Raw genomic sequence first — 26345 nt, 5'->3', positions numbered from 1 at the left:
GACCTAAAACAATGGCAGTTACCAATAACTTATTTTATAATGCGAATTAATGTTTCAGAACATATTACATTCAATTACTAGGGGCACAAAATGAGACTTATCCCGTTAACTCAAGCAGCACAAGTAGGTAAGTGGGCAGCAGCGCACATCGCAAAACGCATCAACGACTTCCAACCTACAGCTGAACGTCCATTCGTTCTGGGTCTACCTACTGGTGGCACTCCTCTAGCAACTTACAACGCATTGATTGAACTGCATAAAGCGGGTGAAGTAAGCTTTAAGCACGTTGTGACTTTCAACATGGATGAATATATTGGTATCCCTGCTGACCACCCTGAATCTTACCGCTCATTCATGTACAGCAACTTCTTCAACCATATTGATATCCAAGAAGAAAACATTAACTTGCTGAACGGCAATACCGACGACCATGATGCTGAATGCAAGCGCTATGAAGATAAGATCAAATCTTACGGTAAAATCAATTTGTTCATGGGCGGTGTAGGTAATGACGGTCATATTGCTTTCAACGAGCCAGCCTCTTCCCTTTCTTCGCGTACTCGAATCAAAACTCTGACGGAAGACACTCGTATCGCGAACTCTCGCTTCTTCGACGGCGACATTAGTCAAGTTCCAAAATACGCACTGACTATCGGTGTTGGTACACTTTTGGATTCTGAAGAAGTGATGATCTTGGTGACAGGCCATAACAAAGCCCTTGCTCTTGAAGCAGCAGTAGAAGGCTGCGTTAACCACCTATGGACAGTCTCAGCGCTTCAACTGCATCCGAAAGCCGTGATCGTATGTGACGAGCCTTCTCAGCAAGAGCTAAAAGTGAAGACTGTAAAATACTTCTCTGAACTAGAAGCAGAAAACATCAAAGGCTTCTAATAGTAAGAAGGCTTTTAGCACACGCTAGAAATACAAAACCCGTGATCACTCACGGGTTTTTCGTTTACCGACTAATATACTTTGATATCAAATCGGCGTAACCGTTGAGGTAACACCTCGTCTAACTTTTCGAGCTCACTTGGATCAACTTCAATCAAGTTGAATTGGTGCTGCTCATAAACAACTCGAATAGCCTCTCGGTCATCCTTGCCGATCTCTCCACTGTCACTGCCCCAAAACTGCAAATAGACTTTTCCAGTAGGCAAGTAGAAATCACTGGTGATATCTTGCTCAATCGGCAGTTGGCGTTCGTAGGCATGTACAACACCGGCTAAATAGAGCCAGTTATCAATCAACAGCTCTCCTTTAGAACGCACATAATGCCCGTCTAAAGTGCGGTGTTTGGCTTCAAACTTTTGGCGAAAACTAGAAAAAGATTTATCCGTCGAGTGAGACTCTGCATCCTGACCTAAAAACTCCACCACAGACTGCTTCAAGCGCTTGTTTTTCAGAACGACTTCGTGCCAGACAACAAAAGTATGCTGCGACTCTTTGTCGGTCCTCTGTTGCCCTCCGACGCGAACACCCGTAGCAGTCACAGCCCAACCTGTCTCCGACTTATTGATCCACCCCAATTCACTCAGTAGTTGATTAATACGCTTCGGGTTTAAGTTGAGTTTCTCCCCAAGCTGCGTCGCACTGAATGTCTTACCGGAAATAGAAGTCAGCTCAATATGCAGCGTGGTTGGCCACACAATAAATTGGCCAAATTTGGCATGATTGACGTACTCTCCGCCGAATTTAGCCCCCTCTTCAGTGAGCAGCCATTTGTCGTCTTGACGTGTGATATAACCCGCTCGCTGAAGATCGGCGAACAACAGCTTGGCCTCTACATTACGCATTTTCGCTAACGCCGACGTCGATATTTTTTCAGACATGTTCTACCTCTGGCTGTTGTTCAATTGAATAAATATTAACTCATTGATTTTATTACTTGAAGTGGCAGCCGTGACAAACCTCTTACGCAATCACTAAAACCATGATTCTCACTCATTTTTGTACAAGGCTTTCTAAATAAACATCAAGGTGTTATACCTATATATAACACTAATTCGGCCAAAGGGTTTCATCATGAAACATTGGCATGATCGCCAACCCATTTTTCGTCAGTTGGCGGACCTGCTCACTCAGCAAATCCTACAAGGGACTTGGAAAGAGGGCGAAGCTTTGCCTTCTGTACGTAGCGTCGCTGCTGACATGAAAATTAACCACCTTACTGTCATGAAAGGCTATCAACTCTTGGTTGAACAAGGCGTTGTAGAGAAAAAACGTGGTCAGGGTATGTTTGTCTCACCTGGAGCACAGCAACGGTTATTAACCGCAGAAAAGAAACGCTTCCTTAATGAGCAGATCCCTCAGATAGCCGAGACATTAAAGCGCCTGGATATGTCTCTCGATGAGCTTATCCTACAACTCAAATTACAAATTAAAGGTGACCAATGAACGCAACAGTCAGTGTAAAGCACCTCTCCAAACACTATAGCCAACAAGGAGAAACACTACACGATATCAGTTTTGACTTGCATCCTGGTCAGGTACTCGGCTTACTCGGTCACAATGGCGCGGGTAAGTCGACGTTAATTAACGCTCTGCTAGGCGCACATGAATATAAAGGAACGATCCGCATCAACGGCTATGAGCCGATCATGCAGCGCCACAAAATCATGCAGCACTTGTCGTATATCTCAGATGTTAACGTGCTGCCAGACTGGATGACAGTCGAACAGCTGCTGACTTATACCGAGGGGGTTCACCCAGGTTTTGATCGCCACAAAGCCAATGCCATACTTCACCAGACTGATATCAAAGCAAAATCTCGCATTCGAGCGTTGTCGAAAGGGATGAAAGTTCAACTGCATCTGGCGATAGTCATCGCGACCAATACGCAAATTCTGATCCTTGATGAGCCGACTCTCGGTTTGGACTTAGTTTATCGGGATACGTTCTATCGCCACCTCTTAGAGTGGTTTCACGATGGCGAACGTATATTGATCATCGCCAGTCATGAAGTATCCGAAATCGAACACCTGTTAACAGATGTCCTGATCCTCAAACATGGTCATTCTGTTTTACAAACGTCGATGGACAAAATCCATGAAGACTACTTCATTCTTGATGCACAAGATCAATACCATCGACAGATTGAAGCGATGCATCCCCTCTCTTCCCAAAAAGGGCTTGGTACAACGAAATGGTTGCTTCCCTCAAGGTATGCCGCACAAGTCGAAGGTTTAGGTGACATTCACGGTGTCACACTTGCTGATCTGTTTCTCGCGTTGCAAAAAGGGGTAGCGTAATGCGTTCTATAATGACGATGTTAAATAAAGAATGGCTAGAAAACCCACTCGTGTCTCGTGTGCCATTTTTTATGTTTGTCTGCGGGACCTTGTTGTTTATCGGTTTAATGAGCAACTCTAACCTTCAGCAAAATTTCTTCTTCCATATGAGTGTCGGCGGTGATGCTAACGGCATCCAAAAGCAGCTGGGTGAAGAATTAAGTTCTCTTATAGCGGGAGGTGCAGGCTTACTTTCAATTCTACTAAGTACTCAGTACTTTCCGAGAACGCTACGCAAAGAACGTTCAGAAGGCAGTATCATGTTCTGGCGTAGTATGCCGATCAGCGATATTCAGATTCACGTAGTCAAGCTCGTTTTCGGGCTGTTAGTGATTCCTTTGGTGTGCTCTGCCTTGGTCATCATTGCCGACTTTATGTTGTGGTCACTCAATATATCCACCGATCATCAGATTGGTTTCTTATATCGTTACTCATCAATAGGGTACGTATTACTGCACTGGAGCGAATTTCTATTAAGAATGGGGTTAGCTGGCTTTTTACTTCTCCCTTTGGCTTTGACCACCATGGTCATCTCACAAAAAGTAAACTCACCGCTGGTGATCTTATTTATCGCCATTTATGCACTGCGCTGGATGCCGATCGCGTTGTTTGGTTACTACGGCGTGGATCAGTTTTTCTCTGAAATATTCTACCTACCTTTCCACGCCATCATCGCTCCTAACCCACTGGATGCGTTTGCAGAGGTTGGAAAAACCAATATTGGAATTTATGTTTTTATTGGCTTACTAGCCTGGGCAGCAAGCCTTAGGGTAAGCCGAACCATTAATTAGCCATAGAACATCAACACTACACTCAAAAAAATGGTCACAACGAAAGTTGTGACCATTTTTTATAACACTCTTTCCTCTTAGCCAAGAAACGATATATACCCTTGCAGGATGACTAAGTTGACGATATCGATAAAGAAAGCCCCGACAATCGGCACCACCATAAACGCTTGAGGTGATGGACCATAACGGTTAACGATAGACCCCATATTCATTACCGCTGTTGGGGTGGCACCTAAACCAAAACCACAGTGACCCCCAGCAATAACCGCAGCATCATAATTGCGCCCCATGACTTTAAAGGTCACATAGTAGGTAAAGATTGCCAGTACCGCAGACTGCACAGCCAAAATAACCAAAAATGGAATCGCCAAATCGAATATATTCCAAAGTTTCAAGCTCATTAACGCCATCGCCAGAAATAGGGATAGCGACACTGTACCGAGCATATCAACCGTTTCTGCATCCAACTTACGAATCTTGGTCACTTCCAGGAAATTGGTCACAACCACGCCAATAAACAAGGCATACACAAAATCAGGAATCATCAGCCATGAGATTTCGAACGTATTTACCCATTGCTCGAGGTATTTAGCTCCAGTGACACAAATCAGTAGAAAGAACAGCTTCTCAACCACTTTTTTGGCGGTCACTTTGTCTTCTTCGTACTCGTTGTAGGTCACTAATTCTGGGAATTTTTCATGCGTTTTTGCGCTGCGACCATATTCTGATTCGATACCATGCTTATCCACCAAACGCTCTGCCATCGGGCTGCCGATAATACCGCCGATGATCAAACCAAATGTGGCAGACGCCATCGCGATTTCCAAAACGTTATTTAATCCATAGACATCCTGGAAAGTTTGAGACCAGGCCGCGCCAGTTCCATGCCCACCAGAAAGCGTTATTGAACCAGCGATCAGCCCCATTAATGGATCTAAGCCCAGTGCTGCTGCGAGTGAGACGCCCACGCCATTTTGGATGATGATGTAGAATGAAGCCACCGCTAGGAAGATGAACACCTTGGCGCCACCTTTCATCAATTGGGTGTAATTTGCCGCTAGGCCGACGGTTGAAAAAAACATCAGCATAAACGTGTTTTGTAACGGGAGATCGAACTCTAAATCGATACCGTAGAAATGAAGTGTCGTAATCAGACAGGCTACGATAAGACCGCCTACAATTGGCTCTGGTATGTTGAACTTATTTAAAATTGGCAGTTTGGCATTAACGAAATGTCCCAGGAAAAGCACACTGATCGCAACCATGAAGGACTCCAGAGCCCCGATAGATATTATATGATTCATATCACCTCTTATTGTTGTTCTCTTCATCCTCCATAATGATTGAGCGTTAATTTATCCGTGTTCCAGTAGCAAATATTCTCACTGATGTTTTCAAAAATATTCTAAAGATCGTACAAATGCGCGATAGACTCTATGAGAGCGCATTAAAATGTAGAAGGGGGACTGATTATCGAGTCGTTTACTTACTCTGATTCATGGACACTAAAACGAGCTGAATCCAGAGAAACTCTCAAGCCACAACAAAAATGTTCGCTATAACGGAAACAGATTATATCATCAAAAACTGTCTTTATTTCAACAACATTCACGCCACCCATATTTCGCAGTCAAACCTATTCATCACGCACTATTACTCTATCTGAAGATATAAAATGGAATAGGTTAGAACCCACATCGCTGAAACAACGTATAAAAGAGGGTATTCAAAACGGTGTTCTTAGAAGGAGTGTAAGGAGTAGCCATGACAAAACTCACCATATTTTATGATGGTACCTGTCCACTTTGTACCAAAGAGATGAAAGCGTTGACTAAGCGAGATACGCATCAATATATCTGTATCGTCGATATTTATAGTGAAGCATTCTCTGATTACCCACAAATCGACGCTGCCAAAGCAAATACTATACTCCACGCATTGGACGACTACGGTAATTTACTGCTTGGTTTAGACGTCACCTACCGAGCATGGCACCTCGTGGGGAAAGGATGGCTTTATGCGCCATTGCGCTGGCCTTTGATAAGACCTGTTGCCGATTGGCTGTATCTACGATTTGCCAACAATAGATACCGCATTTCTTACTGGCTCACTGGCACGTCCCGCTGCGGCACCGATCAATGTTCACGATAATACGCACACAGAATCACTTGAGCTATAATGCCTTCCCCAAACTCGAATCGAGAAAAACGCATGATCATTATGACAACCAATTTCGGTGATATAGAAATTGAACTGAATACCGAAAAAGCCCCCGTAAGCTCAAGAAATTTTACAAGATACTGTGAAGACGGCTTTTATAACGGTACGATTTTTCATCGTGTCATTAAGGGTTTTATGATCCAAGGTGGTGGCCATACTGAAGACATGACAGAAAAACCCACCCGAGCACCAATTGCAAATGAAGCAAACCGCGGCTTAAAAAATACCATTGGTACTATTGCAATGGCTCGCACTGATGCGCCACATTCCGCCACCGCACAATTCTTCATCAACTTGGCAAATAACGACTTTCTCGATCATACCGCCACCACAAATCTAGGTTGGGGCTACGCAGTATTCGGCAAAGTCACCGCTGGTATGGATGTGGTAAATCGCATCGAAGAAGTGAAAACAGAGTCTAAACTCGGTCATGATGATGTTCCTTGCGATCCCATTATTATCGAGAAAGTGACAATAAGGGACTAAACCTGACCAACACAAAGATACGCCACAATTTCACAAAGATTGGATAGGTATACTTTTAATAGAATAAGAGCGTAGTTTACAGTGTAAAGAACCTAGCGCCTTGCAAAGTAACGGTCACATGCCTTTAAATAAACTTTGCGAGGCTCGACTTACCGCCAGTTTCGTATTACCAATGTGAACAAACATTCGTCCTGAAAAATCTTTATTAACTTTATTGATTCGACAAACCCGAACGCCCGTTGAATAGACGCCGCGGACTTTAAAGTCATAAGCATTGAGAGCCCCGTCCGTAGTCGTAGCCAGTAGTGTGATCCAGTCACCTACGCTTACGCTCAGATTGCTGGCGAGATCCACACCTAACATTACTTCCGGTTCTGCAGGGTCGTAACGTGAAGCGTGGATATTGGACAGCGTCTGTCCTTCTCGCACATCCAGAAATGGCCCTTTCATAATATCGATCACTTTATTGGCACTTTGGCTATCCAGACTGGCGGTGGGTTCATCTGCAATCACGAGTGCCGGTTTGTGGACCAGAGCGCGCGCAATCGCGACTCGTTGCTGCTGACCTCCCGACAAGTTATCTGGCATATGGTGAATGAACTCCCCAAGCCCCACGAGTTCAAGCATTTCGCTCGCTAGCCTGGTTTGTTCGGCTTCGGAAAAACCGTTGAGATGCAACGGATAGGCTACATTCTCTATGGCCGTCATCACTGGCACTAAGTTGAATTTCTGGAATACAAAACCGAGCTTTTGACGGCGCATTTTAGCGGCTTCCATTTGTCCGGTTGGGTACGGGCTTCCTTTAAAGGTCACTTACCCGTGATAATGCGTATCCAGCATGCCAAGAATATTGAGGAGCGTGCTTTTTCCCGAACCAGAAGGACCACACAGCGCGGCCATCTCTCCGGCAAACACCTCCCCTGACACGTTTCTCAGCGCATGAACCATCTGGTTCCCTAAGACATAATCACGACTGGGTTGATTGAAAGTAATCATAATGGCTCCTTAATGTTTCGCGATCAGAGACTTAGCGTTTTGCGTTTCAGGATTGGCATAATCTAAGCGCTCCATCTCCGCCAACCAAGCTTTGGCTTGTGTCTGATCGTCGGCGCGTAAAGCGGCCTCAATGGCGTAACGATAAACCCATTCGGTAGAGGAAAAAGGCTATTGCTGGAAGCTTGGATCGTTGAGTAAAGCAAGGTACAGCTCATAGCCTCGCTCAAAGTGATTGAACATATCAGGAAGTGCAGTATAAGTTGTCGCAGCCATCGCGGTCGCTAACTGGTATTCCGGTAAGCCTTGCAATCGTTGCTGCTCTTGAAGCGGTATCGGCTGGCTAGCCATCAAATCCAAACCTTTTTGTATCGTCGCGAGGCCTCGCTCAGCGAACTTCATCTTATTTCAAGGCATAAACGCATCCCGACCTTGCAGAGTTTGGATGCAACCGAGGTATACCAAGGTCAAAGGCGTTGCTCCTTGCTGCTCAAGCAGAGCAGATAACTCGTCATGAACACTATCTACCATGCCTGGAGCACCCTGTTCAGCTTGGTTAAATCGGTGGAGTAATGAATCCGTTGGGTTGGCAAATGCGAAACTACTGCTTAGCGCGAGAACGGTAAGCAGAGTACTGAATAATTTGAATCTCGAAGCGAAGTGCGAATTGAAAGCCATCATGGTAACTGTCCTTGGTCAAAAGTAATTAGATGGTTTCAGATTAAGGAAAGGTGCCCTTCCCTGCTGAGAGATGCGACCAACGGTCTTTTTGCGGAGTGAATGGGGGTTAGCACGGATGAATGGTTGTATTGATCTCCCAATCTGCAAGATTGAAGATTCACTTACGGCGCGATCAAAAAAGGCTTCCCGAAGGAAGCCTTTTCAATCGAATTCGCGAACGAATTACAGCTCAGCGTTGTGGTAAACCTGCTGAACGTCATCACAGTCATCAAGAAGGTCTAGGAACTTCTGGAATTTCTCAGCATCTTCACCCGCGATCGGAGTGTGAGTTTGAGGAACGAAAGTGATCTCTTCCACATCAAGAGTCAGATCTGGGAATGCATTGTTTAGTGCAGTCTTTGTTTTGAAGAACTCAGTGTGAGGTGCAAATACAGTGATCACACCATCTTCAAGTTCAACGTCAGTCACATCAACGTCATCCATCATTAGCGTTTCTAGAATGATTTCGTCATCATCGCCTTTGAACTGGAATACCGCTTGGTGATCGAACATGTGAGATACAGAACCTTCAACACCAATTTTCGCGCCTGTTTTTACAAAACACTGGCGAACATCTTGGAAAGTACGGTTGCCGTTATCTGTTAGACAATCCACGATAACACTTGTGCCACCTGGGCCAAAGCCTTCGTAACGCGCTGGTTGGTAATCTTCACCGCCACCGCCACTCGCTTTATCAATCGCTTTGTCGATAACGTGTGCAGGAACTTGGTCTTTTTTCGCTTTCGCGATCAGGTGCTTAAGAGACAAGTTCATGTCTGGATCTGCACCGCCATTTTTCGCGCACATGTAAATTTCTTTACCGTATTTGGAATAAACTTTAATTTTTGCGCCCGCTGTTTTCGCCATTGAGGCTTTGCGCACTTCAAAACTTCTTCCCATCGGGATGTTCTCTCTAAATTCAAATTTAATGCGAAGGATTTTAGCAAAAAGCGAAACCTTTTCAATTTTCGCTTTGCAGAGGAATGGGGAAGTTATCTCATTCGCCACATTGATTCACACCAAAGCCACAATTCGCGTTACGCGACACCCATTACTCGCTTGTACTTTTCAACCGATTGCTGGAAAAACGCTTTTTCATCAGCATCGTTAATCTTAGACAGTTGCTCTTCTATCACTTCAGGACCAGATTTGGCCTCTCTGAGTTTCCAAACCAAAAACGACGCTTGCTTATCCAGCTCGATTTTGTTTTTTTCATCAGGCGGCAATAGGGATAGATTAAACGACATTCACAGCCTCAAGGTACTTTAAATACTAGCCGCGCACTATAGCATACCGACTCGCAATTGGAGAATAGAAACGAACTTAACTTGATCAATTTCAAACTACTGGTGTCAGTATCGCATCAAATTTCAACGCGTTCGGCTGTGAATAAATATCCCTTACAACGCATCCCGATAACGTCATTTTTTGCAAGCTCCATTTACAGTGTAAACAGGCCACGCTTACCAAAGGGACAACACGCTTTGATTACGTGGTTGTCCGGCGAATGCTTCTGTAGAAAGGCGGATTAACTATAGATAAAACAATAGACGTTGATGTGCTGGTGCAAAAATTAAAAAGGGTAGCTGAATGCTACCCTTTACATTGTTTGTTGGTGACAAAGATGAATCAGTGAATCAAACCCAGTTCTCTGGCTTCTTCCATCGTCAAACCGCTTTCACGGATTTCACGAAGTGCCTCAATGCGTCTTCTGGCTTCTGCCGATTTCACGGTTTTGTCAGGCTGCACAACGGACTCTTCTTCAGGTAGTTCCCACTTGTGAGCAATGTTACTCATTTCTTCATGGTCGATAGAATTAATGGACATATTTCCTCCGAACACACCATGTTTTCGATGAGTAATCTATAGCAAACCCCATTGGGTGTGGTAAGAAAAACGATAGGGAAATGTGAACCCTCCCTACCTTTCACTAACTCATTAACAGATTCATCATTTAAGCTTTGCCAAAGGAATGAATTAAGATTAAATTTAAACAATTACCCCTAACAAAAGTGTGCTGATCCAGCTCTCATTTTTGTCCTCTTTGACGTTTATAACCTACACCATAAACCACTATTTGTTTCACTTAACTTTCGAGTCACTTCACTGATTCTCCGTTTATTACTTTCTAAAAACCTTCCCGCCATGATAATGATAATAATTATCTTTTAGATTGGTAAGGTGTTTATATGAGTGGTATTAACTTAAATCATGCATACCACAATGATCCGGTCATCCAGATCAGAGATTTGTGTGTCGATTACATCACTGATAATGGTGATTTTAATGCAGTGAAATCCGTCAGTTTTGATATCGGCAAAGGGGAGGTATTTGGTCTGGCAGGTGAATCGGGGTGTGGAAAAAGCACGATAGCGTTCTCGATAAATCGTCTCCATAAGCCGCCTGCGTTTATTTCTGGCGGCAAAATACTGTTTGAGGGTAAAGACATCCTCTGCCTCTCAGATTCTGCGCTGACGGCTCTGCGATGGAGCGAAATCGCGATGGTTTTTCAAAGCGCGATGAACTCACTCAACCCAGTCTTAACGATTCTAGAGCAATTTGCCGATGTATTGCGTCATCATCAAGGCTTGACCAATGCTCAAGCGAAGGCTCAAGCCGAGAGGTTGATGGACTTGGTCAATATTCCTCGAGAGCGGCTAAGCGAATACCCACATCAATTTTCTGGTGGGATGCGTCAGCGCTTAGTTATAGCCATCGCCCTGTCTCTCAATCCGAAGCTGATCATTATGGACGAACCAACGACGGCTTTAGATGTCGTTGTACAGAGAGAAATTTTACAGCAAATCTATCAGCTCAGAGATGAATTCGGGTTCTCGGTACTTTTTATCACCCATGACTTGGCACTAATGAGCCAATTGTGCGACAGAATCGCCATCATGCGCCACGGAGAAATTGTCGAAGTTAACCAAGCTTACGAAATTCGTAATCACCCTCAACATCCGTATACGCAAAAGCTATGGGCTTCTTTCCCAAACATTCACGACGTCCACAAGCAACCTGAGACACAAGGAGCCTAATCATGAACCAGCCTATCATCCAAATGAAAAACGTGGTTAAAGAGTTCAACGTCGGTGGTGGTTTAGCGAAAGAGGAAACCTTTCGTGCACTCCAAGGTGTTAGTTTTGATCTGTATGCAGGGAAAACACTGGCTTTGGTCGGTGAATCTGGCTGTGGTAAAAGTACCTGTGCGCGCTTGATCACGAAAGTCTATCCGGCTACAGATGGAAAGATCCTGTTTAATGGTAAAGACATCAATGAGATCTCGTCCCGCTCTGACATCCAAGAGTATCGCAGTAGGGTACAAATGGTCTTTCAAGATCCTTTTGGCTCACTCAATCCAACGCATACGATTCGCCATCACCTTACTCGCCCTCTAAAGATTCATAAGCAAGTCAAAAGCGATCGTGACATATCAGCCCGCTTGCTAGATCTATTGAAGCTGGTGGAATTACCAGAGGAAACGTTAAATAAGTTCCCACACGAGCTGAGTGGTGGCCAACGCCAGCGGGTTAATTTAGCACGTGCTCTCGCCGTTGGATCACAAATAATTCTCGCGGATGAGCCGACATCGATGCTTGATGTATCCATTCGCTTGGGCGTTTTGAATTTAATGCAACGAATGAAGCAAGATCTTGGAATTGGCTTTTTGTATATAACTCATGATCTGGCGACCGCGCACTACATCGCAGAAGAAACCGCAGTGATGTACAAGGGGCAAATCGTTGAATGGGGTGATACTCACTCAATCCTCAAGAACCCGCAGCACCCTTATACTAAGCTGTTGATTTCTGCCGTTCCTGATCCAGACCTTCCTTTTGGTAACTTAGTGGAAAATGAACCAAACTATTCGGTAGACGCCGATGAAATTCGTAGTCGAAGCAGCATCATTGTCGACGAATTTGAGCAAATAGGGCCAAATCACTTTGTAAAACAATGGACTGAGGCAGCGTAATGGAATTGAGTACCTGGCAAGATCAGATCTCGATGTGGTATGAAAATCGGAAGCATGATCAAGTTGATGCATTAGAATCGATCTTATATCAAGTTCCAACTGACGTATTCGGGCCAGAGCTGAGCGAGCCGCAAAGCAAAGCGATTGCTTGTTGGCTTGACGGTTGTTTACGAGTGTTCCAACACGCCAGGTATCATGACCATCAAAAAGCCTATCAAACCTTGCTCTACACAAGTGCGAAATTGGAACAAGCCGCGTGTCAGCTCGCAACCGATATTCAGATTAAAGACTGGTGTTTGAAACGTTTGCAGCATCTCACTGTGTTAGCTTTAGAGTTTTGTAATCAGCAGTGCGATCAAAGTGAGTGGCAACAACAAGCCAATAACTTGATCGAGTCACACGTGGCTTTGATGCGATCTTTAAATTGGAATGAAACTAGGAAGCATGATCAAGGATTACATCATTAATCCGGAAAAATGATCAAGGTTGTCCCTGAATTTGAGACAAAAAAAAGCGAGTTTCCTAAGCAGAAACTCGCGAAGTCTATTCAGAATGAATGTAACAATATATGAGCCTATCTATAAATCATCAGAAAGGACAAAAGGTTGTCTATTCGAGATTAAGCTTAGTCTCGACCCCGAGATGCTATGTCATCATTATGTTAGAGTTAGGTCTGTTTTCTATTATCGAAATATATATTTACATTTGAAATCAATCAGTCGCATTAATCGGTTTCAATACATAAAGCTGAGTGATGTTAAATCGCCATTTCATCCAGTGCTCGATACACCATCTCATCCATATGACCATCATAAATTTGTCTACAGACCTTACGTCGGACAGCTAAACCGGCAATTAGACGCTCAATAGTAAGATGTTTCAGATCATTTTGCGTATTGAACAGCTCTACGGTCTTACTCAGAGTCTCATAAGGTAACGGGTCATCTCCGACTCTTAACCAGTCAAGCTTCTCAATGTACTCAGAACACTCTTCCTTAATCGAGGCGTACGAGTGCCCTGTCATTGCTGATAACGCCGTTACGCTGCGTTCCAGAGCCTCTGGTGAGGTATATTTGGATAGAGTAATGGTAATTTCATCTGCATTAATCTCAACTAGGTGTTTTCTTTGCTTGATCCTACGCCCTAAATTACCGCGGGGAGACGGTGCTTTGCGCTGAATAGGCTCAAATTCGCCGTCAATGATGCCTGAGAGCTCTTCCAGTTGTTGCTTGGATACCATCTCATTACGAAGTGGGTTTGGCAGCGTAGGAGCCATGTTACGCTTTCCTGCGTTTGTGGTACGGGCACGTGAGTAACGCAAGACTTCCTCAACATCACACTTGATATCGATCTGGTAATCCATGACTTTTCCTTTCTCGATCATGGTTTCGATCGTCAGGTGGTAGCCCCATAAGTTCACAACAAAAAGATCTTCCGTCCCTTTACCATCAGATAATCGTTTCAATTCCCGGATCAGATCCATGGAGAATCGACGCCACTCGATGTTACGCGCTAACTTCTGATTCAACTCACTAAGTAACATACAATCCGTGTGGCGACGAACCATGCGACTACGGAAAAAGGAATATAACTGGAACACTAAAGTATGTTGTTTCAGGATCTCTGGTGGAAACAGGAAGAAGTAATCACGAGTAAGTAACTCCTCATAAAATGACGGCTCCCAAACCAATATGTACAAATTGGGTTTGATTCGGATCTCACCATCGCTGCCCTCAACAGGCGCTTCTTCTGACGCGGTGATCGTTCGCGCTAGAAAGCGGAATCGATCACTTTTAAAGCCTTCCGGCATGTTTTCGCTTAACCAACGGCCTGTAAGCTCATGCAACTGGAAGTCGGTGAATTCGATTCTATCGATACTATCACGGATGGAATCACGCGCAGGTCCACTATCCTTTTTGCCACGCAATGACAGGATATCAGTAATATACAGCGGTGTTTTGTTTGGTACATGAGCAGCATCAAGGTGGTACTGATCTTTGTGATGATCATGGTATTGCACGGTCAGAGTAAACAGAGCAAACAAGGTCATCAGATCATCTACTGTCATGATATTTTTTGACGATCGTGTTTCTATTACCGCTTTCGTGCCAGAAATCGACACCATTGATTTCTGATAACTCTTGCGTGTACGCGGTGGCGCCAGAGCTTGGTCGATGATCCCTGCCCAATTAGTTGGAGAGACGACGAATTGATCCACTTCATCTTTCATCGTCGGTGGCGTATTTAAGCCATGTTCTGTCAGCAAGCGTTTGTTTACTTGCGTTTGTGCTAGTGCTTTTGAGCGTTTTTGTTTTTCATTCTGACGGACTTTTTCAGTGACTAAGCTCGTTGCACCCAAAGCAGAAATTAGCTTATTGGGATTAACAAACTTGTGAAGCATGGTTTTACCTGCCAGACCTTCTTCAAAACGAACCGGAGTTTGAGTAAATAAACCAATGTTTACTGCCGCTCGTAATCGTTGTTGGAGCGCAGCACGAGTCAATTGACCATCTGTTGCTCCAACGATTTCAGTGGTTGATACGAGTCCATCTTTACTGCTGAAACCTCTCAATGAGATCAGATTAAGCAATTCTAAGATACTTTTGGTCACCCCTTTGAAGTGTTGGTATTGTTCTACCCAGTCTGCAGAAGATTCATGTACTTCAAAAAGATGCCCATCTTTGTGGCTTCTTGGTGCTTTAATCAGAATTTTTTCATCAGCCATCATTTTAGATCCAGATCACACTAGCCGTAGTTGTGCTATGGTTCCGAAGAATAAAGAAAAACAGATCATAAATAAAGAAAAAATCTTGTTTTTTAAATAACTGATCTTTTTGATTATTATGATCTTAATTGATTATATGATCTATTGATCTGGTGAGTTTTATCTTTTTAAGTTGTTGTTATTAAAATGAATTCTTGGAAGCCTTATCGGAACTATGATCATGAATATTACGAAACGATGATCAACAAACTCTTGAAAGCATGATCATATTCTCTCGTAAGCATGATCATTAAGCTTCTGAAAAGATGATCAAAATAGTCTTGAAACGATGATCATGATGTTTGTACAGGTTATCCACAGAAGTGAAGGTTTGCTTGATCAACCAAGGTGTAAATAACATGGTTTTTACTGCCTCTAAAGTTCCGGATCGATGATCAAGCACAATGGTGATGCCTGATTAAAGTCTAATTTTGGTGGCAAATTATTCATGTGTTGAAAATATCATCAGAAATCAGTCTTTAGCATGTAAACTCTATATCTGTCCTAAATTTAGGAAGCATGATCATGATAGTCGTACTTATCAAATTCGATGTTTTTATTTCATCGTTCCGAGCTTGGTTTGCTCTTGATTCTCTGAATGCCCCAGTATATCTGCATTCGTCCGTAAAATGGCGGATAAAAAGCATGCTTCCGAGAAACATATTCACTTGATCATTTTTCCGATGGTTTGATCACACAGTATTACGTCCGTTTGGTTACGCCCTCCCCTTTTTTACCATGATCATGCTTTCGTGTGTTGGTTACAACCCGGAAAGATGATCAAGCTTATCTCTTGATCATCTTTCCGAGGGATCTATTAAAAAACAGCCTTAATTGCTTTGGAAGCATGATCAAGTAAGTATCTCGTAAGAGAATCTCACTCTTGTTTATCCATTTTTTTGTCTATACATATTGATTTTACATAATCCGTAATTTAGCCGTTCATTGTAATCGTTCCGTATAAATTTTAATTTACATTGTAAATGTGTGACGCTGTAACACTTTTTATTTATAGAGTCAGCAAAGTATTTATCCGAACTTTTTTGATTAAATTTTTATATATTTTTCACCATAATTCATAAAAGAGTCGATTTTATTGTTTTTTTATGTGATTGTTATTCAAAATGTTTGTGCACCTTTTTGTTGTTATTGGTGTTCACTGCTGTACAATTGCAACCAGATATCCTTTCAACGGAAATTGGCATGAAAAGAGAAAAAACGATTGAAAACCTTCATGAGTTAGCAGAGCTCACACAACAGGTTCAAGCTGACCGTATTGAGATTGTTTTGGAAGAGCGAAGTGACAATTACTTCCCTCCAATGTCTAAGGCAATGATGGAAACCCGTTCGGGCTTGACTCGTCGAAAACTCGATGACGCGATTGGTAAAATGGAAGCCGATGGCCATCAATTTACTAAGAACAACGCTAATCACTATTCCATTACGTTAGAAGAAGCGCACATGCTAATGGATGCGGCTGAGGTGCCTAAGTTCTACGAGCGTAAAAAAAACAATGGTAATAAGCCGTGGATTATCAACGTACAAAACCAAAAGGGTGGTACGGGTAAATCGATGTCGGCGGTACATTTAGCTGCCTGTTTAGCGCTTAACTTAGATAAACGCTACCGTATTTGTTTGATTGACTTAGATCCACAAGGCTCTCTACGTCTATTCTTAAATCCACAAATCAGTGTCGCCGAACACGATAATATCTATTCTGCTGTTGATATTATGTTAGGTAACGTGCCGGACGGCGTTGAGATTGACAGTGAATTTTTGCATAAGAATGTATTACTGCCTACGCAATATCCAAACTTGAAGTCAATTTCTGCTTTCCCTGAAGACGCGATGTTTAATGCGGAAGCTTGGCAAACCTTATCTGAAGATCCATCTTTAGATATCGTTCGTTTGTTAAAAGAGCAGCTTATCGACATAATTGCAGACGATTTCGATATCATCATGATTGATACCGGCCCTCACGTGGATCCGTTGGTTTGGAATGCAATGTATGCGTCTAACGCATTACTGATTCCATGCGCAGCAAAACGTCTTGACTGGGCTTCAACGGTAAACTTCTTCCAACATTTACCAACAGTGTATGAAATGTTCCCAGAAGATTGGAATGGTCTTGAGTTTGTACGCTTGATGCCAACCATGTTTGAGGACGACAATAAGAAGCAAGTTTCTGTGTTAACTGAAATGAACTATCTTCTAGGTGACCAAGTTATGATGGCGACCATTCCGCGTAGTCGTGCGTTTGAAACCTGTGCTGATACCTATAGTACGGTGTTTGATCTCACTGTGAGTGACTTTGAAGGTGGTAAGAAAACGCTGGCAACTGCTCAAGATGCTGTTCATAAGAGCGCACTTGAACTCGAGCGTGTATTGCACTCTAATTGGCCGTCATTGAATCAGGGGTAATAAGTAAATGGCTTTGAAAACGTCTGAACTAAACGCAAAATTATTTGGCAAAACGAATAAACGCCGTGTAGCGACGCCTCAAGAAGCGCAAACCGCTGCAAAAGAAAAAACGCAAACAATCGAGTTAGCTGTCGCAGGTGAAAATACTGTTCAATTCGAGTTGGTCCGCATTCCTGCTGACAAGGTTGAGTTAGAAACAACAGTATTTGTTGATAACGCACGTGAACAATCTTTCTTGAATGAGCACGCTTTATCTGATGTATTGGTTACGTTAAAAGAGCGTGGTCAGCAGTATCCTGCAGTCGGCCGTCGCACTCAAGATGGCAAGATTGAAGTATTAGACGGTAGTCGTCGTCGTAAATCTTGTATTCTGGCTGAGCAGGATTTTCTGGTTTATGTTGGTGACAACATTAACTCTCATCATGCTAAGTTCCTCTCTGATGTAGCAAACGCTCACAAGCCTCTCTCTCTTTATGAGAAAGGTAAGGAGATGCAGGCTAAGTTGGACAGCGGCGAAGCAGAAGACCAGAAAGCACTAGCGAAAATGTTCCAATGCAGTGAAGCTCTGGTGAGTGGTGCACTAAAAGCGGCCTCGTTACCACTCGAATTGCTTCAAGCGTATCCCAATGTAGGCGACCTTGGGCGTCCAACTATCGTTAAATTGCACAAGCAGTTCACAAACCTAAGCGCTGAACAGCAGCAAGGGTTATTAGATAAGTGTCGTACAACGGAAGGATACTTGTGGCAGCGCAGCACAGCTCAAGGTGTTGCTCGTTTAACTAAAGAAGTCACAGAAAGCTTAGAAAGCTGGATTAGCGAATTATCGCCAGCCAAACCATCGCCGAAGGTAGACAAAGTCGATTTGATAAAAGGTCGCGCAAGTTACAGCCGTAAGGGTAGTAATCTGGCTCTGAACCTTAAAAAAGTAGATGATAGTTTGATGGAAGAAATTCTTGCTTTTGTTCATAGCAAATTGCAATAACGTTTATCAAAACTCCAACCGCCTTCGGGCGGTTTTTTTATGCCTGTTGTTTTTGGTTGTCGATCCGTAGCCTGTTTCAGTTGTGGTAATATGGCGTTGGTTAAACCTTGGGTATACAGCATGCACACACACACTGAGTTTCTCGCTTTACTTCAACAAAAGGCTTTCCAGTCTTTTCAACGCATTGGCGTAGCTATCCAAGGTGATGGCTGTTGGCAAAACGAACTTATCGCTTCGTTCTATCAAACTCATCAAGAATTACGTTGGTTTTGTGTGGGTGAATGGGCGTTAGGAGACGCTTTTTCAGTATCTGCCAAACAAGGGCATATGTTACTGGGAAGAGAATGTGATGTGCTCGTCTATGATGCGCGTAAAAACTTTGATGCGAACAGCTTCTCAGCGGCGTTGGGTTCGTTGGTTGGTGGCGGAATTCTGATTGTTGCTACTGATAATGTTGAGCCATCAAACTGCGCTCAACGCTGGATGGCGTCTCAGTGGCAGAAATTACTTGTCTTAGAGCAACATCAAACTGTGCCTGAGTTACCAAGTTTTGAACTTAGCAGTAAAACTTCCCAATATACACAACAAGAGCAGGCTGTTGCGGCGATTGAAAAAGTCGTAACGGGTCACCGAAAACGCCCTTTAGTGTTAACCGCAGACCGTGGCCGTGGGAAAAGCAGTGCCCTTGGGATCGCGTGTGCGAACTTATTACAAAATAAGCCGTTGCGAGTGTTAGTGACAGCACCATCTATTAAAGCGGTAGAACCGGTTTTCTTACACGCAGAACGAATATTGCCAAGCGGCCAGCGTATCAGAAAAGACAGATTTGAAGCCGGGCAGGGGAGTATACAATTTATCGCGCCGGACGAGTTACTCGCGTCGCTACCAGAATGTGACTTACTACTTGTCGATGAAGCCGCTGCAATTCCAGTTCCTATGCTGCAGCAGATGACTGCTCATTTCCACCGCCTTGTGTTTTCTAGCACCATTCACGGTTACGAGGGTTGTGGACGCGGATTTACGCTTAAGTTTGTTGACTGGCTGAGAAAGCATAGAGCCGGAATGAAAACATGTCATCTTAAGCAACCAATCCGCTGGAGCGAAGGTGATATTCTTGAGTCCTGGCTATATCAAGCATTTGTATTGGATGCAGAACTGACAGCCCCTCCATCCGTGGTTGCGCAAGAGTTCCTACTTGAAAAAGTTGCAAAGCATGAGTTGGTTTCTAATCCGAGTTTACTACGTGACTGTTTTGCTCTTTTGGTGAATGCACACTATCAAACTTCTCCGAATGATTTGCTGCACTTACTTCAAGATGAATATAGTTCTATTTATGTAGCAACGAGTGAAAAGAAAATAGTCGGCGTTATCATGACGGTTGAAGAGGGCAGTTTAGATGAGATTATTATTTCTGATATTCAGCTCGGTAGACGTCGTCCGCCTGGTCATCTAGCCCCTGTTACTATTATCAATCAGCTCGGCATGCCTGATGTGGGTCGGCTTTCAACGCTTCGTATTATGCGTATTGCGGTTCATCCTGAGTTACAAAATAAAGGACTCGGGAAGAGGATGCTTTCTCAACTTGAGTTGTCTCTACCTTCTCACGTCAATTATCTTTCCACCAGCTTCGGTTTGACAGATGAGCTGTTGCGCTTTTGGAACTGCGTCGGTTATCAGCCGATTCGTCTTGGTACGATGCGCGATGCAGCAAGTGGGTGTTACTCTCTATTGATGGTCAGACAGTTGGCCAATAAACCGCAGAAATGGATTGATGACGCTGAGCTACTTTTATGTGAGTTTATGTCGATGAGCGGCAATCTGGTTTACTCGAAGTTACAGCCTAGTTTATATCGAAGTTTACTCGATGCGCCAAGAATGGAGATCGCTCTTCATCCTTGCCAACTTATGCTTATTCGTAATTACGCTCTAGGTGGTGGTAGTTACGAATCTGTGTTTGTGTGGTTAAAACAGTGGCTATTGAAAAATGGCTTAGTATCAGTTTCCGATTTAATGATCTGCAAGTTATTCCTTAACCATGATTGGGAGAGCTGTGCGAAACAGTTCAAACTGACTGGACGTAAGCAAGTTGAACAAGAAATTCGGCGGGAAGTGCAGTTGCTTCTGAAACAATTTACACTGTAAAGCAGGCTTTAATTAGATTTACACTGTAAATTAAAACAACGAAGAAGAGGGGTTTACACTGTAAATCGCCTCTTTTTTTATTTGTCCTTTTTTAAGCTGGTTTAGATTAAATTCACGATACTATTCGCTGACTTGGCGGAATTGACATTTATCTCACTATTAGTGATATAAGCTTGATTATTAAGACTGCACAGTTTGTCGAGAAAATATTTTTAGTTAGACTGATGGTGTTGATGTTCAGCAAAGTGGTATCGCTATGTGGAAGCTGTGTCTTGAATGGTCTGAGGATAAAACAAGGATAATCGCTCGTCTTGCTCCAGATGTGGATTTGGAAAGTGAGTTCGATCGAAAAGAGTTACTTACGCAACTTACGTTAATGAATGCCGATTCGTTATTTGTTGAGGATGACGCGGTCAGCCGATTTATTGAATGCGTGAGAGTTCGAGACGCGCTAGCTTATAAAGGCGTCGTGGTCGCTCAGAAGAAAGACGCACAGATTAATGTAGAGTTGTCCAATAACGATATGCTTGCAAGTATCACCGTAACCGGCGCTTATGGCGGACGCGGATTACGTGGAGAAGAAATTGTTAGGGCACTTGCACAAGCAAAGGTTACCAAGGGAATCAACAAACTCGCGTTAAAGAAAGTAATGCTGGTCAGTGGTCAACTTAAGCCCGGAGCAAGGTTCACACAACCTGTTGCTGTTGGTAAACCGCCAATCAAAGGTAAAGACTCTATTTTTACGCCTCTGGTAAAAGACATCACCAAACGTATACTCAAGCCAAAACAGGGGCAATCGAGTAGCGATAAAATAGACTTGAGAAATCTTGGCGAAACAATCTCTGTCAATGTAGGTGACGAACTCATGCGCCGCACTCCTGCTACTAAAGGGGTCCCCGGCTTCACTGTCCAAGGCCGACTTATACCTGCGCATACGGGCAAAGATACCGCTCTCAAACCGGGCAAAGGTAGCGAAGTTTGTTCAAGTGATCCAAATCTTCTCATTGCTTCAATTTCAGGTACGCCACTAATAAAGAACAATACAATCGAAGTCGACAACGCACTATGCCTCAATAATGTTGGCGTTAATACTGGCCACGTTAAATTTAAAGGTAACGTGATTATTGGCGGCAACATTGAATCTGGCATGATTGTTCAGGCGACAGGCTCGATTATGGTAGGTGGATTTATTGAGTCCGCTGATGTTCAAGCGCGCGATGACATTCTGGTCGGTAAAGGAATTATTGGTCATACCGTTAGTGATGGCCAACCTAGAAGTTGTCGGGTCAAAACCAAAGGTTCTATTCGGGCTAGTTACGCGCAGTATAGCGAACTATCAGCAGGTAAAGACATTGAGCTCGCAGTGCATAGCATGAATAACGAAATCACTTGCGGTAAGAGCCTGACAGTTCTGGATGCGAGTGGCAAAAATGGCACACTGAGTGGTGGCCATGCCAAAGTCGCCAAAAGCGTGTTGTGTTTGCAACTGGGCGTAGAGGGGGATACAGCAACCAGGGTCGAAGCGTTCACAGGCTATTCCTTGTATAAGGAGCATATTGGCAACTTAAAGGAACAATATAAAAACGCACAAGCTGGAATAATGGATATCATCCGCAAAGAGTTAGAATTCAAAAAGCGCCCAAAAGAAGAACGCAATCACGAAGAACGTGTGGAAATAGAAACGTTAAAATCCCAAAATAACCGCCTAGTGGAAGAGTTAAAGCTGAAACTTGATCAGACCGAGATAGCGTTTGAGCTTGCGCTAAAAGAAAACACAGTGGTAGCGAAAGAACATGTTTTTTCTCGGGTAACCGTTCAGTTTAGTAACGAGCATGTGACAACTAAACGCACTCACGGTGGTTGCACATTTCGATTTAATCAATACGAAATCAATGTGTCCGCAAGTCTCGAACAAGAATTCATAATTGCGTAGACAGCAGTTTTTTGTCACTTAAACTTTTGCCGTTTAGGTATCGCATTCTGGTTTATCGGGTGTTACACAGAGCAGTGTCTTCAAACACTACGGATGTTTGACTCCGCCGATATAAGGGCGCTTTACACTGTAAATCACATCCTATGTCTTTCTTTTTTCGACGCATATATAAAATTACCTTTCTGTGGTAAACGTTAGATAGCGGGCTCGTACTGAAGTAATGCAATAATCGCAGGAAGGTACTGCTCAGTAGTTAAATCAGAGGATACGGTTGGTAACTCCAGAGTGATACACGGTAGTTCTCGTTCACTACACCAAGTGCCAAATGAACCAGGAGTTTCGTAATCCACATCATCGACCAATGGGAGGTCGAACTGCTTACTGAGCCATTTTGCTAAGTCAGAAAATTTTGGGTCATCTACAAAGGCTAGCGGTTCATGGAAGGAGACCACGAACTTTGGTCGTCTTTCTTCGATGAGATTGATCAGAGCGGCTACTTCTGGCTCTAGTTGATTAACATTACCCGTTTTTACTTTTACATCGCGTACTGGAGTATGAGAGTTCCAACGATACACAGTACCATGCTCAGTCCAATTTTGAGTTGGAAAAGCGCGATTAAGATCGACTTGATTAGCGTTTGCTCTGGTACCGAGCTGGTTACCATCTGGGTTCATCGATAAGACCACATCATGATGTAAGCAGTTTTCTGGCAAACATCTTAGTGCGCACGATAAACCTGTAATTGAAGCTGTCTCATCTCCGTGCGTTCCCGCTAAAATCAAACCACGTGAATTGCTTTCTATCTGAGCAGGGAAATAAAGCAAAGGCGCACCTAAAACGGACTTTCCATAGGTTTTGGGCCTAATTAAAAATGCAGCTCTTTCCGTTCTTGGAATTAGATTCACCATAATCTCCGACCAGATGAAGTATCATTAATTTTAATTACTTAGATAAACCGAACTGTTAAATTTCGTCAATGGTTGTCTTGTTAATTATTGCACTGGCTTCAAAAGACGAGTTAGGAGAACTAAAAACGATATGGATATTAAACAACACTCAATAACATTACTTATTTCCTCTCTTTTAACCCCTGTCGTAACGACATCTGCGTTTGCGGATGTGATGCCTAGAGATGTTCAACTTGCCGATGAGCAAGTTTTAGTGCGAGCGAATGACGCAGAAGCGGCTACTCTCGATCCGGCAAAGGCCGAAGGGATGCCTGAAATGCACATATTGCGAGACTTATTTGAAGGGCTAGTGATTCAAGATCGTGATGGCAATATTGTTCCTGGTGTTGCTCAGTCTTGGGAAACGAAAGATAACCAAACGTTTGTCTTCAATCTACGTAAGGATGCAAAATGGTCCAACGGTGATCCGGTGACGGCTGAAGATTTTGTTTACGCGTTAAGACGTGCAGTGGATCCAAAATTGGCCTCACCAAATGTTTGGTATCTTGAAATGACAAGTATCAAGAACATTGCGGATGTTGCAGAAGGTAAACTGCCCGTTGAAGAGTTAGGTGTTAAGGCTTTAGACAAATATACACTTCGTTTCGAACTAGAAAGTAAAGTCCCGTATTTTGTGGCAATGACAGGTCACACATCAATGATGCCTGTACATAAAGTGACAGTGGAGCAGGGGAACAAGCCATGGAGCGATCCGAAACAGTTTGTCAGTAATGGCGCATTTGTTCTCGATAAATGGGTAGTTAATGAACGCATTGAACTGAAGAAAAACCCTAATTATTGGGATGCAGATAATACGCACCTCACCAACGTAACTTACATCCCGTTCGAAAATCAAAATGCCTCGATTAATCGCTATGTGGTTGGGGAAGTAGACATCACTTCTGATGTACCCACACATATGGCACAGAAGCTTGAACAAGAGTACCAGGATGCGTATACAGTGGTGCCACTCCTTTGTACGTATTACTATGCGTTCAATACCACGCGTCCTCCGTTTGATGATGTCAGAGTCCGCCAGGCCGTGTCTTATTCAATCATGCGGGACGTCATTACCAATGGCGTGACTCAGGTTGGTAACTTACCAGCATATACGTTTGCTCACCAATATACGGCTGGTTTTGATGCGACTCAGCCGGAGTACAGCAACTGGACACAGCAACAACGTGACGAAAAAGCTCGCCAGTTATTAGAAGAGGCAGGCTATGGAAAAGATAAGCCGCTCGATTTCAAACTTCTTTACAACACGAGTGAGTCAAATAAATCCATTGCTGTGGCAATTGCGTCTATGCTCAGTGAAAACTTAGACGCGAAGGTAGAACTGGAAAACCAAGAATGGAAATCTTATTTAGTGGCGCGTAAGCAAGGCAATTTTGATGTCATGCGTGCCTCTTGGTGTGGGGATTACAATGAAGCATCGACATTCTTGAGTTTGTTAAGATCGGATTCCTCAGGCAATTTTGCGCGTTACCAAAGCGCTGACTACGATCAGGCAATGGATAATGCACTAGCGACCACAGACAATAAAAAGCGTCAGGCGTACTACGATGAAGCAGAAAAGCTGATCGCAGCAGATGTGCCTATTGCCCCAATATACTATTACATGCAAGCGAGGTTAGTGCGCCCTAACGTGGGTGGCTTTGCTAAAAACAACGTAGAAGGTCGTATTTACTCAAAAGACATCTATATTAAGAAGTAATATTAAAGCCCCGTAGAGCCAACTCTCGGGGCTTTATTTTCAACAGCACCATATTTTGTCTAAGCTTTATTACTCGATGTCTTATTTCTATCACAAATCACACCGATACGACTGGCCGGTAAGGATGTGATTACTTTCTTCGGGTGTAAATTCGAGACGTCGTTTTCTTGGTCGCCGGTTTGGTTTTTGCCAGTTTTAATACCGCTTTCTGTAATATTTGGTTATTTGGATAGGTGATAAGGTTGCCGCTGTCGTGTTTGATTAACACGTGAAACATGCTGATTTCTTGAATCTCGCCACTGATATCTTCATCTTTATCGACGACTTTGATCCGGTCTCCAACACGATAGGGGAATGCGAAAAAGATCAAAAAGCTAGCGGTGATATTACTCAAAATCGACCATTGGGCAATAAACGCGACACCCAGTACAGCAAATATGGAGGATAAAAATAGCGATACATCACCGTAGCCAATCCCAGTGACAATCGCAAGAGTGGATGCGGTCAGAAACAACAGCGCCACGTTAAAGCAGCGCTGAATGAAGCTTAGGCGCGCCTTTTTTACCCCCTTCGATGAAGCAAGATTTATGATGGCTCGGTTGGCAACTCTTTTCAGGATCCGATAAGTGATCAAGACAATGATGCCCATTAACACTTTATATCCGAGAGAGCCTTCGTTGAAATACTGGTTCACTTGATCTAATTGGATCCAATCATTCATTTCTTCAACTCGATAATTCTAACAATCGGCTGTTATAGCTGATTTTTTACTGCAAGTAATCACAAATTTTCATCTTAGCTGATCAACTTTGTCTCGTACTTGAATATGACTTGATTTATCTCGCATATCTGAAATTGAAACGGCTAATGCGAATCCAGAGAACCGGAATTAGCGCTTTCCTACTGCTAGTCTAAAAGTTATGGCGACTAGTAATCTGTGTGGATTAGCGCAGCGAGTGCACTTAGTTC

22 protein-coding genes and 3 pseudogenes are annotated in these 26345 nt (G+C 43.4%); 14 read left to right on the top strand and 11 right to left on the bottom strand.

Annotated features, from left to right (window positions below):
- Nucleotides 1-90 precede the first annotated feature (90 nt).
- Nucleotides 91-891, top strand: coding sequence for a glucosamine-6-phosphate deaminase (gene nagB / locus L3V31_RS02385; protein WP_237314429.1), 801 nt, complete (start codon nucleotides 91-93; stop codon nucleotides 889-891).
- Between the two features lie 71 nt (nucleotides 892-962).
- Here the strand turns inward: nagB and L3V31_RS02380 are convergent, their stop codons facing one another.
- Nucleotides 963-1829, bottom strand: coding sequence for a glycerol kinase (locus L3V31_RS02380; protein ID WP_237314427.1), 867 nt, complete (start codon nucleotides 1827-1829; stop codon nucleotides 963-965).
- Nucleotides 1830-2022: 193 nt separating this feature from the next.
- Between L3V31_RS02380 and L3V31_RS02375 the strand changes: the two genes are divergently transcribed.
- The 3 genes from L3V31_RS02375 to L3V31_RS02365 are packed head-to-tail and all read left to right on the top strand — an operon-like array spanning nucleotide 2023 to nucleotide 4078.
- Nucleotides 2023-2394, top strand: coding sequence for a GntR family transcriptional regulator (locus L3V31_RS02375; protein WP_237314425.1), 372 nt, complete (start codon nucleotides 2023-2025; stop codon nucleotides 2392-2394).
- Nucleotides 2391-3248, top strand: coding sequence for an ABC transporter ATP-binding protein (locus L3V31_RS02370; protein ID WP_237314423.1), 858 nt, complete (start codon nucleotides 2391-2393; stop codon nucleotides 3246-3248). The genes L3V31_RS02375 and L3V31_RS02370 overlap by 4 nt, the downstream gene beginning before the upstream one ends.
- On the top strand, nucleotides 3248-4078 hold the full coding sequence (locus tag L3V31_RS02365; RefSeq protein WP_237314421.1) for a hypothetical protein: 831 nt from the start codon (nucleotides 3248-3250) through the stop codon (nucleotides 4076-4078). The genes L3V31_RS02370 and L3V31_RS02365 overlap by 1 nt, the downstream gene beginning before the upstream one ends.
- A gap of 77 nt (nucleotides 4079-4155) precedes the next feature.
- On the opposite strand, the gene gltS is transcribed toward L3V31_RS02365, so the two are convergent.
- Nucleotides 4156-5382, bottom strand: coding sequence for a sodium/glutamate symporter (gltS, locus tag L3V31_RS02360; protein WP_237314419.1), 1227 nt, complete (start codon nucleotides 5380-5382; stop codon nucleotides 4156-4158).
- A 460-nt stretch (nucleotides 5383-5842) separates the two neighbouring features.
- Between gltS and L3V31_RS02355 the strand changes: the two genes are divergently transcribed.
- Both L3V31_RS02355 and L3V31_RS02350 read left to right on the top strand, forming a co-directional pair.
- Complete coding sequence (locus L3V31_RS02355) at nucleotides 5843-6229, top strand: DUF393 domain-containing protein (protein ID WP_237314417.1); 387 nt, start codon at nucleotides 5843-5845, stop codon at nucleotides 6227-6229.
- A 60-nt stretch (nucleotides 6230-6289) separates the two neighbouring features.
- Complete coding sequence (locus tag L3V31_RS02350) at nucleotides 6290-6784, top strand: peptidylprolyl isomerase (RefSeq protein ID WP_237314538.1); 495 nt, start codon at nucleotides 6290-6292, stop codon at nucleotides 6782-6784.
- A gap of 159 nt (nucleotides 6785-6943) precedes the next feature.
- Here the strand turns inward: L3V31_RS02350 and L3V31_RS02345 are convergent.
- The 6 genes and pseudogenes from L3V31_RS02345 to L3V31_RS02320 all read right to left on the bottom strand — a co-directional run.
- Nucleotides 6944-7234 (bottom strand): annotated as a pseudogene (locus tag L3V31_RS02345) (hypothetical protein); the annotation flags it as partial.
- Nucleotides 7226-7780 (bottom strand): annotated as a pseudogene (locus L3V31_RS02340) (ABC transporter ATP-binding protein); the annotation flags it as partial. The pseudogenes L3V31_RS02340 and L3V31_RS02345, both read right to left, overlap by 9 nt.
- Nucleotides 7781-7789: 9 nt before the next feature.
- Nucleotides 7790-8458 (bottom strand): annotated as a pseudogene (locus L3V31_RS02335) (hypothetical protein).
- A gap of 222 nt (nucleotides 8459-8680) precedes the next feature.
- Nucleotides 8681-9397, bottom strand: a complete 717-nt coding sequence (locus L3V31_RS02330; protein ID WP_237314415.1) for a YebC/PmpR family DNA-binding transcriptional regulator — start codon at nucleotides 9395-9397, stop codon at nucleotides 8681-8683.
- A 137-nt stretch (nucleotides 9398-9534) separates the two neighbouring features.
- Complete coding sequence (locus tag L3V31_RS02325; protein ID WP_237314413.1) at nucleotides 9535-9744, bottom strand: DUF3283 family protein; 210 nt, start codon at nucleotides 9742-9744, stop codon at nucleotides 9535-9537.
- A gap of 382 nt (nucleotides 9745-10126) precedes the next feature.
- A complete protein-coding gene (locus L3V31_RS02320) occupies nucleotides 10127-10324 on the bottom strand; it encodes a hypothetical protein (RefSeq protein ID WP_237314411.1) in 198 nt (65 codons plus the stop codon).
- A gap of 362 nt (nucleotides 10325-10686) precedes the next feature.
- Here L3V31_RS02320 and L3V31_RS02315 point away from each other — a divergent pair, with 362 nt between their 5' ends.
- The 3 genes from L3V31_RS02315 to L3V31_RS02305 are packed head-to-tail and all read left to right on the top strand — an operon-like array spanning nucleotide 10687 to nucleotide 12937.
- Nucleotides 10687-11535 (top strand): ABC transporter ATP-binding protein, encoded by an 849-nt coding sequence (locus L3V31_RS02315; RefSeq protein ID WP_237314409.1) that lies wholly within the window; start codon nucleotides 10687-10689, stop codon nucleotides 11533-11535.
- 2 nt (nucleotides 11536-11537) lie between these two features.
- Nucleotides 11538-12470, top strand: a complete 933-nt coding sequence (locus L3V31_RS02310) for an ATP-binding cassette domain-containing protein (protein ID WP_237314407.1) — start codon at nucleotides 11538-11540, stop codon at nucleotides 12468-12470.
- Nucleotides 12470-12937, top strand: coding sequence for a transcriptional regulator (locus tag L3V31_RS02305; RefSeq protein WP_237314405.1), 468 nt, complete (start codon nucleotides 12470-12472; stop codon nucleotides 12935-12937). The genes L3V31_RS02310 and L3V31_RS02305 overlap by 1 nt, the downstream gene beginning before the upstream one ends.
- Nucleotides 12938-13227: 290 nt before the next feature.
- On the opposite strand, the gene L3V31_RS02300 is transcribed toward L3V31_RS02305, so the two are convergent.
- On the bottom strand, nucleotides 13228-15198 hold the full coding sequence (locus tag L3V31_RS02300) for a replication initiator protein RctB domain-containing protein (RefSeq protein WP_237314403.1): 1971 nt from the start codon (nucleotides 15196-15198) through the stop codon (nucleotides 13228-13230).
- A gap of 1239 nt (nucleotides 15199-16437) precedes the next feature.
- Here L3V31_RS02300 and L3V31_RS02295 point away from each other — a divergent pair.
- The 4 genes from L3V31_RS02295 to L3V31_RS02280 all read left to right on the top strand — a co-directional run bounded on the left by L3V31_RS02295 (nucleotide 16438) and on the right by L3V31_RS02280 (nucleotide 22712).
- Nucleotides 16438-17655, top strand: coding sequence for an AAA family ATPase (locus tag L3V31_RS02295; protein ID WP_237314400.1), 1218 nt, complete (start codon nucleotides 16438-16440; stop codon nucleotides 17653-17655).
- Between the two features lie 7 nt (nucleotides 17656-17662).
- The gene (locus L3V31_RS02290) at nucleotides 17663-18637 is read left to right on the top strand and encodes a ParB/RepB/Spo0J family partition protein (RefSeq protein ID WP_237314398.1); all 975 of its coding nucleotides are present in this window, start codon (nucleotides 17663-17665) and stop codon (nucleotides 18635-18637) included.
- A gap of 120 nt (nucleotides 18638-18757) precedes the next feature.
- On the top strand, nucleotides 18758-20779 hold the full coding sequence (locus L3V31_RS02285) for a GNAT family N-acetyltransferase (protein ID WP_237314537.1): 2022 nt from the start codon (nucleotides 18758-18760) through the stop codon (nucleotides 20777-20779).
- Between the two features lie 256 nt (nucleotides 20780-21035).
- The gene (locus tag L3V31_RS02280) at nucleotides 21036-22712 is read left to right on the top strand and encodes a FapA family protein (protein WP_237314396.1); all 1677 of its coding nucleotides are present in this window, start codon (nucleotides 21036-21038) and stop codon (nucleotides 22710-22712) included.
- A 194-nt stretch (nucleotides 22713-22906) separates the two neighbouring features.
- On the opposite strand, the gene mpaA is transcribed toward L3V31_RS02280, so the two are convergent.
- Entirely contained in the window at nucleotides 22907-23617 is a 711-nt protein-coding gene (gene mpaA / locus L3V31_RS02275) for a murein tripeptide amidase MpaA (RefSeq protein WP_237314394.1), read from the bottom strand.
- Nucleotides 23618-23750: 133 nt separating this feature from the next.
- On the opposite strand from mpaA, the gene L3V31_RS02270 reads away from it, so the two are divergent.
- Nucleotides 23751-25376, top strand: a complete 1626-nt coding sequence (locus L3V31_RS02270) for a peptide ABC transporter substrate-binding protein (RefSeq protein ID WP_237314391.1) — start codon at nucleotides 23751-23753, stop codon at nucleotides 25374-25376.
- 130 nt (nucleotides 25377-25506) lie between these two features.
- Here the strand turns inward: L3V31_RS02270 and L3V31_RS02265 are convergent, their stop codons facing one another.
- Nucleotides 25507-26097 carry a mechanosensitive ion channel family protein gene (locus tag L3V31_RS02265; protein ID WP_237314389.1) on the bottom strand — a complete coding sequence of 197 codons (591 nt, stop codon included), beginning with the start codon at nucleotides 26095-26097 and terminating at the stop codon, nucleotides 25507-25509.
- Nucleotides 26098-26345: the final 248 nt, after the last annotated feature.

The sequence above is a fragment of the Vibrio sp. J1-1 genome (genome assembly GCF_021728395.1).
GTDB lineage: Bacteria > Pseudomonadota > Gammaproteobacteria > Enterobacterales > Vibrionaceae > Vibrio.
The sequence above is the reverse complement of the archived record's forward strand: the minus strand, read 5'-3'. Positions and strand labels throughout refer to the sequence as shown.